The organism is Actinoallomurus oryzae (genome assembly GCF_039541955.1).
GTDB lineage: Bacteria > Actinomycetota > Actinomycetes > Streptosporangiales > Streptosporangiaceae > Actinoallomurus > Actinoallomurus oryzae.
This window is the reverse complement of sequence record NZ_BAABHF010000009.1, coordinates 1-16,122: the sequence shown is the minus strand read 5'-3', so window position 1 is coordinate 16,122 and position 16,122 is coordinate 1. Positions and strand designations below refer to the sequence as shown.

Genomic DNA, 16,122 nt, shown 5'->3' with positions numbered 1-16,122 from the left:
TTCCTCCCATACAGAGCCGCAGGATGCTCCCACGTGCATCATGCAGGGCCACCGGGAACATGTCGACGCCCGCTTTCGGCCACCCGAACCATGCAACCTTTCAGAGCTTCTGGATCGGCGCGTAACGAAGAACGAAGCGCTTGACACCATAGTCACCGCCGAAGTCAACCGTGGCGGCGGCCTTCTCGCCCGCTCCGTCCACGGTCACGACGGTGCCGAGGCCGAATGCGTCGTGGACGACGCGGTCGCCGGTCGCCAGGGCGGGCACCGCGCGGTTGCCGGGCGAGCGCACGCCGGGCCGCTGGGCGACCGACGCCATCGCCGGGGCGCCCGAACTCTCCGAGCGCTCCCACTCGACCAGCGTCTCGGGGATCTCGGTGAGGAAACGTGACGCGGGGTTGTAGGACGGCGCGCCCCACGAGCTGCGCATCGTCGCACGGGAGACATAGAGCCGGCGGCGGGCGCGGGTGATGCCGACGTACGCGAGCCGCCGCTCCTCCTCCAGCTGCTTGGGATCGCCGAGCGAGCGCAGGTGCGGGAAGACGCCGTCCTCCATGCCGGTGAGGAACACCACGGGGAACTCAAGACCCTTCGCGGTGTGCAGGGTCATCAGCGTCACGACGCCCTCGTTCGCCCGCTCGCCGGGGGGCACGACGCCGTTGTTGCCGCCGGGGATCTGGTCGGCGTCCGCGACGAGCGCGACCTGCTCCAGGAACTCCACCAGCCGCCCCTCGGCGGGACGCTCGGCGGCCTGCGCCTCGTCGTCGCCGAGCACGCCCGTCGCCAGGCGCTCCTCGAACTCGGCCGCCACCGACTCGAGCTCGCGGAGGTTCTCGATGCGGGTCTCGTCCTGCGGATCGCGCGAAGCCTCCAGCTCGGCGAGGTAACCGCTCTTGGTCAGGATGGCCTCGACCATCTCGGTCGGCGTGGAGGTCTCCACCATCTCGCCCAGCTCGTCGAGCAGCGCGACGAAGTCCTTGATCTGGTTGAGCGAGCGGGTGGCGATGGCGGGCGCCTCGTCGGCACGCCGCAGCGCCTGCCAGAACGAGATGCGCTCGCGGCCGGCCAGCGCCTCGACGCAGGCCTCGGCCCGGTCGCCGATGCCGCGCTTGGGGACGTTGAGGATGCGCCGCAGGCTCACGGTGTCTTCGGGGTTGGCGAGGACCCGCAGGTAGGCCAGCAGGTCGCGGATCTCCTTGCGCTCGTAGAAGCGGACGCCTCCGACGACCTTGTACGGCAGGCCGACGCGGATGAAGACCTCTTCGAAGACACGCGACTGAGCGTTGGTGCGGTAGAAGACCGCGACGTCCCCGGGCTTGACCTCCTCGTCGTCGCTGAGCCGGTCGATCTCCTGCGCGACGAACGCCGCCTCGTCGTGCTCGTTGTCGGCGACGTACCCGGAGACCTTGGGCCCGTCGCCCTGGTCGGACCACAGCCGCTTGGGCTTGCGGTCGGCGTTGCGCTCGATGACGGCGTTGGCCGCGGACAGGATCGTCTGCGTCGAGCGGTAGTTCTGCTCCAGGAGGATGACGTTCGCGTCCGGGTAGTCGCGCTCGAACTCCAGGATGTTGCGGATCGTCGCGCCGCGGAAGGCGTAGATCGACTGGTCGGCGTCACCGACCACGCACAGCTCGGCCGGGGCGAGCCCATCGTCGTCGCCCTGCTGCCCGACCAGCTCGCGGACCAGGACGTACTGGGCGTGGTTGGTGTCCTGGTACTCGTCCACGAGCACGTGCCGGAACCGCCGCCGGTAGTGCTCGGCGACGTCGGGGAACGCCTGCAGCAGGTTGACGGTCGTCATGATCAGATCGTCGAAGTCGAGCGCCCCGGCCTGCTGGAGCCGCGCCTGGTAGGTCTCGTACGCCTCCGCGAGCGTCTTTTCCAGATGGGTCGACGCCTGGGACTTGAAGGTCTCGTAGTCGATCAGCTCGTTCTTGAGGTTGGAGACCTGGGCGGAGAAGCCGCGGGGCGGGTAGCGCTTGGGGTCCAGGTCCAGCTCGCGGCAGACCAGGGCCATCAGGCGCTGGGAGTCGGCCTGGTCGTAGATGGAGAACCCGCTCGGGAAGCCCAGCCGCTTCGCCTCGCGGCGCAGGATGCGCACGCAGGCGGAGTGGAACGTCATCACCCACATGGCGCGGGCGCGGTTGCCGACGAGGGCCTGGACGCGCTCGCGCATCTCACCGGCGGCCTTGTTGGTGAAGGTGATCGCGAGGATCTCACCGGGCTGCGCGCCGCGCTCGCCGAGGAGGTAGGCGATGCGGTGGGTGAGCACACGAGTCTTGCCCGAACCGGCCCCGGCCACGATCAGCAGGGGGCCGCCTCGGTGCACGACCGCCGCGCGCTGGGCGTCGTTGAGACCGTCGAGCAGGGGATGGCTTACGAGCGTGGACACTCAAATCAGCCTAGGGCCTGGGGCCGACATCCGCCCAACGGAGCGTCCAGGTCCGCGCGCACCTCTACACCGACCGCGCCTGGGCGATGTACCATAAAATTTCATATTTTCACCATTTCCCCAGGAGGGGCCCGTGGCCATAATCGGGCAACGAGTGGAGGCGGGCATCCTCGAGGCGGCAACGAAATTCTTTAACGGCCCCGTGGGGCATGGGGTCGAGGATGAAGCGGAGAAGCTCGGCCCAAAGCATTTCGTTGTCAAGCTATCACGCGAACCCGACATGCCGAAAACGGAGTTTCGCCGCAAGGCCCTTGCACTGCAGAAGCTCGGTGACGAAGGTAAGCTGGTGAAGACCAAGGTCGTCCGCGACCGCGCTGTCACCAAGCGCTATCGGCAGGATGTAATCGATCGGATTTATCGGCAGTTCAACTCGAGGAACCCCGAGTTCTCCAGGCGGCTGATCAACAGGGTCACCAAGCGGATGCAGCCGGATCACGTCCACGAGCTGCAGCTCGGGGGCGGGGATGTGGCGGACAACCTGCAGTTCCTTGATGCGTATACCAACTGGCACATCGGCACCCAGCAAATACGGAAGCAGATCCGGCATCTCCCGGACGGAACTCCGATCAAGATAGAAGTGATCAAATGGTAGCAGATATTCGCGATGCCGTGGACCGCATTCGCGGCGCCCTCGAAACGATCGACGACGCGATCACCTTTGCGGACCTGCCACCGGGCCTGGGCCGGGCGGCTCCGACCGGGATCCCGGATTCTCTGACGGCGGTACTCGACATTACGAATGGCCCACGATGCGGATCCATCGTTTTGTTCGACGGGGACTCGATCGATGAGAATCAGTTCTTCGCGCAGGACCTCGAAGGAGGCCCCGAGCGCTGGATCTGCTACGGCACGTGCGACTACGTACCGCTCTTCGCCGATCGCCGATCCGAGGAGGTGTACTGGTCTCCGGAGGAGGACGACACGCTCCACCGGCTCGCCGACGACGTTCCCTCGTTCTTCCGCGCGTACGCCATCGGTCCCCGCTACGGCGAGCTCACGCCGGCGGACGACGACCGTTGGTATGAGTTTCTGACAAGCCGGGGGCTGGTGTTCCAGGGGGGAGAAGAATGATCGAATACGGCGAGCTCATCGGAGAGTGGGGGGCCGACGGCGTCATCGGCATCCCGGTCGACCACCTCCGCCCGCTCTTCACCTTCGACGTGGCGTCACTTCCTCCCGGAGGAGTCCTCCCGATGGAGGTCTCGGTCGTCTTCACCACGTTCGTGAAGGGAGAGATCGAACTCTTCGACGTCGTGAAGATGCAGGTCGGCAACGCCGAACCGGTGAACATGGTCATTATCGGCGCGGTCCCCGAGGACGACGACCTGCTCTTCGCCTTGAACCTGGCCTCCGGCGCCGTGCTCCTGGTCGACCTGAATCAGGGAGCAGTAGAGACGGTCAACTCCACGGCACGCGACTTCGTGGAGTTCCTCTACCGGCTGAGCATGTTCATGGACGCCGACCAGGGCCGGGCGAGCCGTGCCGAGCCGGCGGCACGGCTCCGGCAGGAGCTGACACGCCTGGACCGGATGGCGTTCGAGGATCCCGAGTCATGGTGGTCCGCGGCCTTCGCGCAGCTCGAAGGCCGCATCTGATCCATCTTCCGCGGCGCGGCCGACGCTCAGGTCTTCCGGAACTCGTACGCTTCCGCCGCCGCCTTGGTCACGGCGGCCACATCTGCCCCGCCGGCCGCGGCTGAGGCCGCCGCGACGGCTCCTTCGACGAACGGCGCGTCGGCCAGCGCGACCTCGGTCCCGGTGTCCTCGCGATCCTCCAGGAAGGTCTTCGCGATCAGCACCGAGCTGCCGAGATCGGCGATCAGCACCACCCCGGCGCCCTCTTCGGCCTCGTGCACCGCCGCCTCCACCAGATCCAGGCTCGTGCCCAGCCCGCCGTCCTCGGTGCCTCCGGCGGCACGTACGGCGACCTGGCCGACGCCCATCTGCCGGGCGAGTTCGGCGGCGCCCTCGGCCAGTGTCCGGCTGTGCGAGATAAGGACGATTCCCACGTTGCTCACCTCACGATGATCCCTCATCACGGACGACAGGGCGCCCCTCGCACCCGCCGACGCACGGTGTCGGCGGGCCCGACCGGCCGGAGCCGTTGAGCGTCCGTACCGCCCGCCCGTGGTCCCGACCGGTTCCGCCAAGGCGACGGCGTCCCGCCTGGTAGAGCCGCCGAAGATCCAACTTGCGTGAAACGCGCAGACTATTGACACTTTGCGTACATCGCGCACTAAGCTGCCCAGCACCTCTGAGCCGGAATGCCTGTTGACCGGGCATGAGGACCGCCGTAGTGGCCGTGGCAGACAGGAGACGTCGTGGCAGTACCGATCAAAAAGACGCTGGACCGCATCCCCGGCGGGATGATGATCGTGCCGCTACTGGTGGGAGCGATCATCCACACCGTCTCGCCGACCGCCGGCACGTTCTTCGGTTCGTTCACCGGCGCGCTGTTCAGCGGTTCGTTGAGCATCCTCGCCGTCTTCTACGTGTGCGTCGGCGCGACCATCGAAGTGCGCAACACGCCGTACATCCTGAAAAAGGGCGGGGTGCTGCTCGGTTCGAAGATCGCCGCGTCCGTGATCATCGGCGTGGTCCTGGGCCGTTTCCTCGGTGAGGCCCCGGTCGGCTCCGGGATGTTCGCGGGGCTGTCGACGCTCGCCGTCGTCGCGGCCATCAACGACACGAACGGCGGCCTCTACATGGCGCTCATGGGGCAGTTCGGCAACTCCCGCGACGCCGCCGCGTACTCTCTGATGTCGATCGAGAGCGGGCCGTTCCTGACGATGGTGACCCTCGGCGTCGCGGGCCTGTCGGCCTTCCCCTGGCAGACGCTGCTCGGCGCCCTGTTGCCGCTGCTGGTCGGTGCGCTGCTGGGCAACCTCGACCGCGACATGCGCGAGTTCCTGAGCCGGGCGACTCCCGTGATGATCCCGTTCTTCTCGTTCGCGCTCGGCGCCGGCATCAGCCTGTCCAGCGTGTGGAACGCGGGGCTGCTCGGCCTCGGCCTCGGCGTGGCCGTGATGATCGTCAGCGGCACGATCCTCTTCATCGCCGACAAGGTCACCGGTGGAAACGGCGTGGCGGGTCTCGCCGCGGCGTCCACCGCGGGGAACGCCGCGGCGGTCCCGGCGATCGTGGCGACCGCGAACCCCGCGTACAAGGCGTCGGCCGCGCCCGCGACGGTGCTGGTCGCCGCGTCCGTGGTGGTGACCGCCATCCTGGTCCCGATCGTCACCGCCTGGCGGGCCCGGCGGGTCGCCGGCCCGGCGGCGGAAGCTGAGATCACGGAGGAGAAGGCCGAGGCGCGCTCATGACCGGGCGGAGCGAGGGAATCGAAGGCACGGCCCCGTGGTCACGCCCTCCGGCGAAGGAGGGCTCATGACCCGATTGGTCATCGTCGCGGACGACCTGACCGGTGCGGGGGACAGCGCGGCCCCGTTCACCGCGCACTCCAGCGTGGCGATAACGGTCGCGGCGGAGGCGGACTGGCCCGCGGCCGACGTCGTCGCGGTCGACACCGACAGCCGGTACGCCACCGCCGAGGTCGCCGCCGCGCGCGTCACCGCGGCCCTGCGGCGGGCCTCCGACAGCGGCGCCCGTGTCTTCAAGAAGATCGACTCGTTGCTCCGCGGCAATGTCGGGGCCGAGGTACGGGCGGCGGTGACCGCTCTCGCCGGGTCGCGCCGTCCCGCACTGGCCGTGGTGTCGGCAGCCTTCCCGGCGACCGGCCGGGCCACCCGGAACGGCGTCGTTCATGTCGACGGCCGGCCGCTGACGGGCCGCCGCGACGGTGACCTCGCCAGGGTGCTGGCCACCGCCGGTCTGACGGTACGACGGGCCGGGACGGCGCAGGTGCACGACCCGGACCTGGCTGCGCGGTTCGCGCAGTACTGGAGGGAGGGCGTCGGCGCGGTGGTGTGCGACGGTGAGACCGACGCCGATCTGGCCGCCGTGGCCTCGGCGGCCGAGGCCGCCGAGCGGGCCGGAACCCCGATACTTCTCGTGGGCACCGGCGGTCTGGCCACCGCGCTGAGCGCGAGGGCGGCCGGCCGGGCCACGACCTCACCGCCGGCCGATCCGGCGGGCGATTCGGCAAGCGAGACCGGGCGGTGGCCTGGGAACGGCGCGGCCCTGACCGTCATCGGGAGCCACGCGAAGGAGGCACGCGCCCAACGTCTGGCTCTCATCGACGACGGCTGGATCCCCGTCGTGCTGCCCGCGGACGGCGCGGACGTTCAGGAGGCGCTGGGCCGCGGCAGGGTCGTCCTGTCACCCGACCCGGAGGCCCCGGTGGACCGCGCCGACGCCCCCCGCGTCGCGCGCGAACTGGCCGCGGCGACCGCCACGGTCGCCGGAGACCTCTCCGTCCTGGCGGTGACGGGCGGCGAGACGGCCCATGCCGTACTCGACGCGCTGGGCACCACCGAGATCCGCGTCAACGGCGAACTGGAGCCTGGCGTCGTCGCCGGGCGCCTGCCCGGATATCCGGCCCTGTTCGTCACCAAGGCGGGAGCGTTCGGTGACCCGGGAACGCTCGTCCGCGTTCTCACGCACGCAGCCGTCGCGGTGCGATAGACGGCAGAAAGGAAAGACCATGGGACGCCCGATCATCGGGATCACGATGGGCGACGCCGCCGGCGTCGGACCGGAGATCATCGTCAAGGCCCTGTCCGTACCGACGGTCTACGCGACGAGCCGGCCGCTGGTCATCGGCGACGCGGCCCGGCTGCGCAAGGCGGCCGGCATCGTGGGCGCCGATGTGGAGGTGCGCGTGACGGATGCCCCGGAGAAGGCCGCGTTCACCCACGGTGTCATCGACTGCGTCGACCTGGACTGCATCCCCGACGACCTGCCGTTCGGGCGGCTGAGCCCGGTGGCGGGCGAGGGCGCCTACCGGTTCATCGAGCGGGCCGTGAGCCTCGCGGTGGACAACCGGATCGACGCGATCTGCACGGCGCCGCTCAACAAGGAGGCGCTGCACGCGGCCGGCCATCGGTACCCCGGCCACACCGAACTGCTCGCCACGCTCACCGGCACCGAAGAAGTGTCGATGATGCTCAGCGCGCCGAAGCTGCGGGTGATCCACGTGACGACCCATATCGGCCTGGTCGACGCCGTCGAGCGCATCGACGACGGGCTGGTCGAGCGTACGGTCCGCCGTGGGCACGCCACGCTGGTCAAGGCGGGCATCGCCGAGCCGGTCATCGCGGTCTGCGGGATCAACCCGCACGCGGGTGAGAACGGCCTGTTCGGCCGGGGCGAGGAAGAAGACAAGATCGTCCCGGCGATCGAGCGGCTGCGTGCCGAGGGGATCGACGCCCATGGCCCGCTGCCGGCCGACACGGTGTTCTTCCGCGCCGTCCGGGGTGATTTCGACCTGGTCGTGGCGATGTATCACGATCAGGGCCACGGGCCGGTGAAGGTCCTCGGCCTGGAGGCGGGAGTCAACATCACCGTCGGCCTCCCGGTGATCCGCACCAGCGTGGACCACGGGACCGCCTTCGACATCGCCGGGACCGGCCGCGCCGACCACGCCAGCATGCTGGAGGCCATCCGGCAGGCGGTGGAGCTGGCACCCGATCGAGAGCGGGACAATCAACGGTCGTGAAGACCTCCGAGCGCCGTACCCGCATCCGCGACCTGCTCAGGACCCGGCCGACCAGCGTCGACGAACTGGCCGCGCTGTTCGAGGTATCGCTGTCGACGATCCGCCGCGACCTGGCGGTGCTCAGCGACCAGGGCGAGATCGTCCGCACCTACGGTGGCGCACTGTCGGCCACGCCGGGCGAGCCGACCCTGCATGAGCGGGAGACGCTCGCGCAGGCGCAGAAGGCGGCGATCGCCCGGGAGGCCGAACGCTTCGTACGGCCTGGGCACATGCTGCTGCTCGACGCCGGCACCACGGTCGGTGCCCTGGCCGGACGGCTGTCGACCTGGAGCGGGATAACCGTCATCACCAGCGGCCTGACGAGCTTGAACGCGCTCGCCGACAGCGACGGCGTCGAACTGATCGTGCTGGGCGGCACGGTCCGCCACGTCAGTCTCGGACTGATCGGCCCGATCGCCGAGAGCACGCTGCGAGGCGTCACCGCGGACGCGGTCTTCCTCGGCGCCGACGGTGTCGCCGCGGATCGGGGCCTCTGCGAGACGACCGCCGAGCAGGCGGCGCTGAAGCGTCTGATGGTCGAACAGGCCGATGAGATCTACGTCCTGGCCGACGCGTCCAAGATCGGCCGGACCAGCGGTCACTGGTGGACGGCACTGGACCGCCCATGGACCCTCGTCACCGACGCCGGTGCCGCCGAAGAGGCGCTCGCCCCCTTCTACGCCCGGCCGGAGATCACCGTACGGATCGCCCCCCTTCCCCGGCGCTGACATGGGCGCGCGGACGGCCGAGCGTCGCCGTCGGCCCGTCGTCTGGGAGACCGGTCGAACCGGGTGTCGATCGGGCCGGGAAGCGGCCCGGCCCGATCGATGCCTCGCCGGTGCGGGCCGGCCGCCGCGGTCGGTGACGTGGAGTGCGCCTCACCCGTCGGTGACGTCGGCGAGGGCGCGGAACAGCAGCACCGTGGAGGCGGCGCCCGGATCCAGGTGGCCGACGCTGCGTGGCCCGAGATAGCTGGCCCGGCCCTTGCGCGCCTGGAGCGGCACGGTCGCCTCGGCACCCTTCTCGGCCGCGTCGAGGGCGGCCCGCGCCGCCGCCGGGAGGCCTTCGCCCGCCGACGCCTCGAACGCCGCCACCGCAGGGGCCAAGGCGTCGACCATGGTCTTGTCGCCTTCCGAAGCCTTACCCAGCTCCTGGACGCCCTCCAGCGCCGCGCGCAGGGCCGCGCCCAGCTCGGCGGCCCCGACCTCGGCGGCGTCTCCCAGACTCTTACCGGCGCGCCGGAGCGCGGTGCCGTACAGCGGGCCGGAAGCCCCACCGGTCTTGGAGACGAGCGTCCGCCCGGCGGTGATCAGTACCTTCCCCGGCGGCAGGTCCTTGCTCAGGGCTTCGGCGGCGGCGCGCAGGCCGCGGTCGAGGTTCGAGCCGTGGTCGCCGTCGCCGATCGCCGAGTCGAGCCGGGTCAGCCGCTCGGCGTCGGCGGTCACCAGCTCCGAGAAACGGATCATCCACGCGTACGCGTCCATCAGCGCCCCCACCGCAGGCCCGGGGTCTCGACCGGCGCGTCCCACAGCTCGGTCAGCCGGGGCGTGAGCCGGCACACCGAGATCATGCAGCCCGCCATCTCCAGGCTCGTCACATAGTTGCCCACCAGCCGGCGGGAGACGGTCGCGCCGTGCCCGGCCAGCCACTTCTCCGCCGCGGCGTACGCGCCGTACAGCTCCATCAGCGGGGTCCCGCCCATGCCGTTGACCATGACGAGCACCTCGGACCCGGACAGCGGCATGTCCGCCTCGATCGCCGACAGTGCGGCGTCGACGATCTCGGTGGCGGTCCGCAGCTTCGTCCGCTCGCGGCCGGGTTCGCCGTGGATGCCGATGCCCAGCTCGATCTCGTCCTCGCCCAGCTCGAACGTCGGCCGCCCGGCGGCCGGGACCGTGCAGGCCGTCAGCGCGACGCCGAACGACCGGCTCCGCTCGTTGACCTCCTTGGCCACGCCGGCGACGTCGGCCAGCGCGCCACCGGACTCGGCCAGCGCACCCGCGATCTTCTCGGCGAAGACGGTGGCGCCGGTGCCGCGGCGGCCGGCCGTGTACGTGCTGTCCTGTACGGCGACGTCATCGTCGATCACCACCGGGACGACCTCGATGTCCTCGTCCTCGGCCAGTTCGGCGGCCATCTGGAAGTTGAGCACGTCGCCGGTGTAGTTCTTCACGATGTGCACGACGCCCGCACCGCCGGAGACGGCGGTCGTCGCGGCGAGGATCTGGTCGGGCACCGGTGAGGTGAACACCTCGCCCGGACACGCGGCGTCGAGCATCCCGTACCCCACGAACCCTCCGTGCAGCGGCTCGTGCCCCGAACCCCCGCCCGAGACCAGCCCGACCTTGCCCGTACGCGGGGCGTCGGCCCGTACGATCACGCGCTGCTCCAGGTCCACGCGCAAGGAGGGGTGGGCCGCGGCCATGCCGCGCATCGCGTCGACGACGACGTCGTCAACGGCATCGATCAGTTTCTTCATCTGTCCGGGATACCCCGTGGCCACGCAAAACGCCAGAGCTGTACGGGCAGAGCGCGCAAAGGGCGAAATGTCGTTGATCGTCCTAGGATGTGACGGTGATCGAAGATGTGACGTGCGCGCTCGTGGTGATGGCCCATCCCGACGACGTCGACTTCGCCGCGGCGGGCACCGTCGCGACGTGGACCGACGCCGGCATCGAGGTCACCTACCTGCTCATCACCGACGGTGACGCGGGCGGCTTCGACGACGACCTGCCGCGCGAGGAGATGGCGCCGTTGCGGCGCGCGGAACAACTGGCCGCCGCCAAGTGCGTGGGCGTCACCGACGTCCGCTTCCTCGGGTACCCGGACGGCCGCGTGGAGGCCACCCTCGACCTGCGGCGCGACATCGCCCGGGTCGTCCGGCAGGTACGGCCCGACCGCGTGATCGTGCCGAGCCCGGAGCGCAACTACCGGCGCATGGCCCCGAGCCACCCGGACCACCGGGCGGTCGGCTCGGCGGCGCTCGACGCGATCTATCCGGACGCGCGCAACCCGTACGCCTTCCCCGAGCTGCGCGCCGAGGGCCTGGAGGCCTGGACCGCACGCGAGGTGTGGATCTCCGGCGGCGGCCTGGCGGAGGACCATCTCGTCGACGTCACCGACGTGTTCGACCGCAAGCTGGCCGCACTGCGCTCGCACGTCAGCCAGGTCGCCGGCAACGACGACCTCGAAGGCATGCTGCGCGGCTTCCTGTCCGCCAACGCCACGCGGGGCGGCCTGCCCTCGGGCCGCCTGGCCGAGGTCTTCACGATCATCCCGGCCGAGTGAACCCCCAGGAGACTTGGTGAAACCGCGGATCCTGCTCGACTGCGACACGGGCATCGACGACGCACTCGCCCTGCTGTACCTCGCCCCGCTGATCAAGACCGGTGAGGTCGACCTCGTCGCCGCCGGTACGGTGCACGGCAACGTCGCCCCGGAGGTCGGAGCGCTCAACACCCTGCGCGTGCTCGAAGACGCGGGCGTGCGCGACGTGCCGGTCGCGGTCGGCGCGGCCCGGCCGATGGCCCAGGCGGTGAGCCTGGCCGCCGAAGTGCACGGGTCCGACGGGCTCGGCGAGATCGGCCTGGGCGATCCGGAGGGCCGGCCGATCGGGATCTCCGCGCCCGAGCAGATCGTCCGGCTGGCGCGCGAGAACCCCGGCGAGCTGACCCTCCTGGCGATCGGACCGCTGACCAACCTGGCCATCGCGCTCCTGCTCGAGCCCGCGCTGCCCCGGATGTTCCGCGAGGTCGTGATCATGGGCGGGGCGTTCGCCCACCAGGGCAACGTCACCGGCCACGCCGAGGCGAACATCTGGCACGACCCGGAGGCGGCCGAACTGGTCTTCGCGGCCGGCTGGCCGATCACCCTCGTGCCCCTCGACGTCACCCACGCGACCGTGGTCGACGGTGAGTGGCTCGACCGGCTGGCCGCGGGCGAGACCGACCGGGCGCGCCTGGCCACCCGGATCCTGGTCTTCTACGCCGAGGCCTACCGTCGGCAGCTGGGCACGCGCGGCGTCGTCATCCACGACGCCCTCGCCGCCATGCTCGCCCTGGACCCGGCGCTCGGGGAGTACGCCACCCGTCCGGTCCGCGTCGAACTGCGCGGCGAACACACCCGCGGGACGACCCTGTGGGACCGCCGCCTGCACGCCGACGAGGGCGACCGGCCTCCCGTGAAGGTCGCCGTGAACGTCGACGTCGAGACCTTCCGCGAACGGCTGCTCGCGAGCCTGCTCTGACGCCCTTTGACTTCGGAACGTATTCCGAACTAGTGTGAGGTCGTGTCCACTCCTGTCGTCTCGTTCTCCGAACTCTCGAAGAACTCCAAGCGGGTCGCCGAGACCGTCGAGCGTGCTCAGCGCGTGCATGTCACGCGACGTGACGGCGAGGATCTCTATCTCACCACCGAGCACCACGACCGGCAGCGGGAAGAGACCGCCGACGTCACCACCCGGTTGTTCACCGCGCTGATCAGCAGCGACGAAGGTGCTCGCGCGGTCCTGGTCGCGCTTCCTCAGGTGTTCCCCTGGGTAAGGCACCTTTCGGCTGCGGAGGTGCGCGAGTTCGTCGTCGATCTCGTGGACGCCATCCGCGACGCGGCCGACCTGGATGTCCACTCCAACGTGCATCGCGTGATCGTGGAGTGGCGGGCCACCGCCAGGATCCTGGCCGATCCCGAGCTCACGGCCCGGCTCACCACACCGCTGGCCGATGAGGATCACGGCGAGGTGCCCGCCCCGTGAGCCCGAAACGCGGTGACGACGTCCCGCCGCCACCGGTCGGTGACGAATGGCGTCTCCGTTTCGCCACGAACGATGCGGCGAAAGGCTGGGCGGAGTTGTGTCACGATGCCGCGGGCAACACCCGGCGTTGCTACGAGGCGCTGCGTGGCGACCCGACCTCGATGCGCGACCCCGATCGGCAGCACCGGCTGCGCGGCCGCCTCGCCACCGCCACGCTGGGCGGCATCGAGTACCCGCAGTGGGAGTACGAAGTGACCGCCGGCGGGCGCGTACGCTACCTCGTCGACCAGGCGAGACGCACGGTCTACTTCGTCTACGCCTCACCACGGCATCCGAAGGACACGGACACGTGAGTGGATCCGGCCGCTTGCCGGGCGTTCCGAGCGAGGGCCGCCCGCTCGCGCTCTTGCTGGGTACGGCTACCCTGCGAAGAGGCTGAGCACCCCGGTAGGAGGCAGGAATGGCTGGTCCGATCCGCGTCGTCGTCGCCAAGCCCGGTCTGGACGGTCATGACCGAGGCGCGAAGGTGGTCGCCAGGGCACTGCGCGACGCCGGCATGGAGGTCATCTACACCGGGCTGCACCAGACGCCCGAGCAGATCGTCGAGGCGGCTCTGCAGGAGGACGCCGACGGCATCGGCCTGTCCATCCTGTCCGGCGCCCACATGACCCTGTGCGCCAGCCTCCTCAACCTGCTGAAAGAACGCGATGCGCTCGACATCCCGGTCTTCGTGGGCGGCATCATCCCGGACGCCGACATTCCCGAACTCGAGAAGCTCGGCGTGGCCCGTGTCTTCACCCCGGGCGCCACGACCCAGGAGATCGTCGAGTGGGTCCGCGCCAACGTGGGCGAGGACGCCCGCGAGTCCGTCGTGGAGAGTTAGGGCGTGTCTCAAAGTCCCCGTCCGTAGCGAGCGGCGTCTGGGCGCCGCGCAGTAGGACAGCGGGGCTTTGAGACACGCCCTAGGCTAGGCCGGAGGGGTCGGCAGTACGGTCTGGTTCGCGGTCAGGGCGAGGACGACCAGGGCGGAGGTCCAGCCCAGCGGGGCGACGCCGGCCTGGTTTCCGTGGGCGTCGACCTTCTCCGGGAACGACCCCAGCGTCGACCGGTTGTCGATCAGCCAGTCCAGCCAGCCCTTCGCCGCGGTGAGGTCGCCCGACGCCGCGGCCGCCAGGGCGAACAGGCCGGTCTCGGGAGTCCACGCGACACTCGCGCCGTAACCCTCGCCCGGCACCACGCCGCCGGTCGGCAGCCGCAGGCGGTCGCCCGTCCTCGTCACCGCGGCCAGCACGGACGGGGACGCCGGGGCGAACGGTGGCGCCAGGAACGTCACCGACGAGTCCAGCAGGCCGCCGGCGATCGGCGAACGCGGATAGCCGTACGGGCCGAAGCGGCGTTCGATGCCCTGCGCCAGACGGTCGGCGTCGTGGCTCCAGCGCTGCGCCGCGTCGTTGTCGCCCCGTACGGCCGCGAGCGACGCGGCGGCGCGCAGTCCGGCCAGCAGCGGCGCGCACACGCCGAGAGTGGCCACGTGCGGCGCCTGCTCGCGCGACGTGCCGCGCTCCCAGTAGTCCGGCGACGGTGGGGGCAGGCCGTCGGAGCGCAGGGAGTCGGCCGCCCGGTCGGCGGCGCGGCGCACCATCGGCCACAGCGTGTCCAGGTTGGCCGCCTGCGGCGCCGTCTGGTGCAGGAACCAGGTCGCCCACAGCACCCAGCCGAGGCTGTCGAGCTGCACCTGCCGCCCGTCCGCCACCGCCGTACCGTCCGGCTGGTAGCGCGCCGCCCACAGGCCGCCGTGGTCCTGGGCGCGGGCCAGGAAGTACAGGACGCGCTGGGCGTCGTCGCCGTGCCCGGTGACCGCGAACGCCGCTGCGGCGAACGCGCCGTCACGCGGCCACATGTAGTTCCACGCGCCGTACCAGGAGGCCGTCGACGCGCCGTTCGGCAGCGTCAGCATGCGCAGGTCGAGCAGGGCGCGCCCGGCGGCGTCGCGCTCGGCCGGCGTCATGCCGGGGACGATGCCGTCCGCGAGCCACGCCTGGTCGGCCCGTACGGCCTCGGTCACGCGCGGGTCATCGCGCGGCAGCGTCACCGGATCGTTCAGCCCGAACGGGATCAGCCGCGCCTTACCGTCGGGAAGGGCGAGAACGGAGCTGCCCGGGATGTACGAGGCGCCTTCGGCCTCTTCCTGCGGAACCGCGGAGCGGGAGAACGGCCAGCCGCCGCTGCCGATGAGACCCGGACTGCGCCAGTCGGGCCGCCCGTCATCCGGGATGGAGGCGGCGCACGTCGCGGTGAGTGCGGCGACGAGCAGGAGAGAAGCGACACGGCGAACATCCCGTGCCCTGTTCCCGCTCACCGGCGACTCCCGAAAATCATGGCACCCAGTACACCAAAGACCGGCAAACACCTGTAGTTCATGTAGTCATTACCCGAGCGTCACCGTGACGCGTCCGGGGAAGTCCGGTCCGAGCTGGAATCCTTGTCCCTCAGGGCGTGAAGCGGTCGATGATGCGAAACGCTCCTTGGGACCCGGCGGTCAGCCGTGTAAGCCGTAGCGACTAGGCTGCCTGGTCGGAGCGGACCGCTGGACGCGGTCGCAACCCTGTCGATCCCGTTAAGGACGGACCCCCGTGGACCTGTTCGAACATCAGGCGAAGGAGCTCTTCGCGGAGTACGGCGTCCCGGTCCCTGCCGGCAAGATCGCTACGACGCCGGAGGAGGCTCGGGCGATCGCTGAGGAGTTCGCCGCCGCCGGCACCTCGCGCGTCGTCGTCAAGGCGCAGGTGAAGACCGGCGGCCGTGGTAAGGCCGGAGGCGTGAAGCTGGCCGACTCGCCCGCCGACGCCGAGGAGAAGGCGCGGCAGATTCTCGGCATGGACATCAAGGGCCACACGGTCCACAAGGTGTTGGTCGAAGAGGCGAGCGCCATCGCCCAGGAGTTCTACTTCTCCTTCCTGCTCGACCGCGCCAACCGCACGTTCTTGTCGATCTGCTCGGTCGAGGGCGGGATGGAGATCGAGGAGGTCGCCGCGACCAAGCCCGATGCGGTCGCGCAGATCCCGATCAACGCGCTGAGTGGTGTCGACCGGGCCAAGGCCCGGGAGATCGCGGTCGCTGGGCGGCTGCCGGCCGAGGCGCTGGAGGGTGCCGCGGAGCTCATCGAGCGGCTGTGGGCGGCGTTCGTGGATGAGGACGCCACGCTGGTGGAGGTGAACCCGCTGATCCTGACCGCCGATGGTCAGGTCAAGGCGCTGGATGGCAAGGT

18 protein-coding genes are annotated in these 16,122 nt (G+C 70.3%); 13 read left to right on the top strand and 5 right to left on the bottom strand.

What is annotated here, in order from left to right; all coding sequences use genetic code 11:
* Positions 1-100 precede the first annotated feature (100 nt).
* The gene (pcrA, locus tag ABEA10_RS01710) at positions 101-2,392 is read right to left on the bottom strand and encodes a DNA helicase PcrA (RefSeq protein WP_345456383.1); all 2,292 of its coding nucleotides are present in this window, start codon (positions 2,390-2,392) and stop codon (positions 101-103) included.
* A gap of 133 nt (positions 2,393-2,525) precedes the next feature.
* Between pcrA and ABEA10_RS01705 the strand changes: the two genes are divergently transcribed.
* The 3 genes from ABEA10_RS01705 to ABEA10_RS01695 are packed head-to-tail and all read left to right on the top strand — an operon-like array spanning position 2,526 to position 4,047.
* Positions 2,526-3,044, top strand: coding sequence for a hypothetical protein (locus ABEA10_RS01705; protein WP_345456380.1), 519 nt, complete (start codon positions 2,526-2,528; stop codon positions 3,042-3,044).
* 17 nt (positions 3,045-3,061) lie between these two features.
* The gene (locus tag ABEA10_RS01700) at positions 3,062-3,523 is read left to right on the top strand and encodes a hypothetical protein (RefSeq protein WP_345456377.1); all 462 of its coding nucleotides are present in this window, start codon (positions 3,062-3,064) and stop codon (positions 3,521-3,523) included.
* A complete protein-coding gene (locus ABEA10_RS01695) occupies positions 3,520-4,047 on the top strand; it encodes an SUKH-4 family immunity protein (protein WP_345456374.1) in 528 nt (175 codons plus the stop codon). Before ABEA10_RS01700 ends, ABEA10_RS01695 begins: the two co-directional genes overlap by 4 nt.
* Before the next feature lie 26 nt (positions 4,048-4,073).
* Here the strand turns inward: ABEA10_RS01695 and dhaM are convergent, their stop codons facing one another.
* A complete protein-coding gene (gene dhaM / locus ABEA10_RS01690) occupies positions 4,074-4,469 on the bottom strand; it encodes a dihydroxyacetone kinase phosphoryl donor subunit DhaM (protein WP_345456371.1) in 396 nt (131 codons plus the stop codon).
* A gap of 303 nt (positions 4,470-4,772) precedes the next feature.
* On the opposite strand from dhaM, the gene ABEA10_RS01685 reads away from it, so the two are divergent.
* The 4 genes from ABEA10_RS01685 (at position 4,773) to ABEA10_RS01670 (ending at position 8,832) form a co-directional block, all read left to right on the top strand.
* Positions 4,773-5,771, top strand: a complete 999-nt coding sequence (locus ABEA10_RS01685) for a 2-keto-3-deoxygluconate permease (protein WP_345456368.1) — start codon at positions 4,773-4,775, stop codon at positions 5,769-5,771.
* Between the two features lie 64 nt (positions 5,772-5,835).
* On the top strand, positions 5,836-7,032 hold the full coding sequence (locus ABEA10_RS01680) for a four-carbon acid sugar kinase family protein (RefSeq protein ID WP_345456365.1): 1,197 nt from the start codon (positions 5,836-5,838) through the stop codon (positions 7,030-7,032).
* 19 nt (positions 7,033-7,051) lie between these two features.
* Positions 7,052-8,065, top strand: coding sequence for a 4-hydroxythreonine-4-phosphate dehydrogenase PdxA (gene pdxA, locus ABEA10_RS01675; RefSeq protein WP_345456362.1), 1,014 nt, complete (start codon positions 7,052-7,054; stop codon positions 8,063-8,065).
* Positions 8,062-8,832: a DeoR/GlpR family DNA-binding transcription regulator gene (locus ABEA10_RS01670; protein WP_345456359.1), complete on the top strand. Its 771-nt coding sequence runs from the start codon at positions 8,062-8,064 to the stop codon at positions 8,830-8,832. The genes pdxA and ABEA10_RS01670 overlap by 4 nt, the downstream gene beginning before the upstream one ends.
* 150 nt (positions 8,833-8,982) lie before the next feature.
* Here ABEA10_RS01670 and dhaL read toward each other — a convergent pair whose 3' ends face one another.
* Positions 8,983-9,570 (bottom strand): dihydroxyacetone kinase subunit DhaL, encoded by a 588-nt coding sequence (dhaL, locus tag ABEA10_RS01665; protein ID WP_345456356.1) that lies wholly within the window; start codon positions 9,568-9,570, stop codon positions 8,983-8,985.
* 17 nt (positions 9,571-9,587) lie between these two features.
* Positions 9,588-10,583 carry a dihydroxyacetone kinase subunit DhaK gene (dhaK, locus tag ABEA10_RS01660; RefSeq protein WP_329250973.1) on the bottom strand — a complete coding sequence of 332 codons (996 nt, stop codon included), beginning with the start codon at positions 10,581-10,583 and terminating at the stop codon, positions 9,588-9,590.
* A 128-nt stretch (positions 10,584-10,711) separates the two neighbouring features.
* Between dhaK and ABEA10_RS01655 the strand changes: the two genes are divergently transcribed.
* From ABEA10_RS01655 to icmB, 5 genes are all read left to right on the top strand, one after another.
* A complete protein-coding gene (locus ABEA10_RS01655) occupies positions 10,712-11,392 on the top strand; it encodes a PIG-L deacetylase family protein (RefSeq protein ID WP_345458027.1) in 681 nt (226 codons plus the stop codon).
* 16 nt (positions 11,393-11,408) lie between these two features.
* Positions 11,409-12,350: a nucleoside hydrolase gene (locus ABEA10_RS01650; RefSeq protein ID WP_345456345.1), complete on the top strand. Its 942-nt coding sequence runs from the start codon at positions 11,409-11,411 to the stop codon at positions 12,348-12,350.
* 42 nt (positions 12,351-12,392) lie between these two features.
* On the top strand, positions 12,393-12,854 hold the full coding sequence (locus ABEA10_RS01645; protein WP_345456343.1) for a hypothetical protein: 462 nt from the start codon (positions 12,393-12,395) through the stop codon (positions 12,852-12,854).
* Entirely contained in the window at positions 12,851-13,207 is a 357-nt protein-coding gene (locus ABEA10_RS01640; RefSeq protein WP_345456341.1) for a hypothetical protein, read from the top strand. Before ABEA10_RS01645 ends, ABEA10_RS01640 begins: the two co-directional genes overlap by 4 nt.
* Positions 13,208-13,314: 107 nt before the next feature.
* Entirely contained in the window at positions 13,315-13,737 is a 423-nt protein-coding gene (icmB, locus tag ABEA10_RS01635) for a coenzyme B12-dependent isobutyryl CoA mutase small subunit (RefSeq protein WP_345456338.1), read from the top strand.
* A gap of 84 nt (positions 13,738-13,821) precedes the next feature.
* On the opposite strand, the gene ABEA10_RS01630 is transcribed toward icmB, so the two are convergent.
* Positions 13,822-15,213 carry a glycoside hydrolase family 15 protein gene (locus ABEA10_RS01630; protein ID WP_345456335.1) on the bottom strand — a complete coding sequence of 464 codons (1,392 nt, stop codon included), beginning with the start codon at positions 15,211-15,213 and terminating at the stop codon, positions 13,822-13,824.
* Positions 15,214-15,487: 274 nt separating this feature from the next.
* On the opposite strand from ABEA10_RS01630, the gene ABEA10_RS01625 reads away from it, so the two are divergent.
* Positions 15,488-16,122, top strand: a 635-nt coding sequence (locus tag ABEA10_RS01625; RefSeq protein WP_345456331.1) for an ATP-grasp domain-containing protein, incomplete at its 3' end; no start/stop codon positions are given.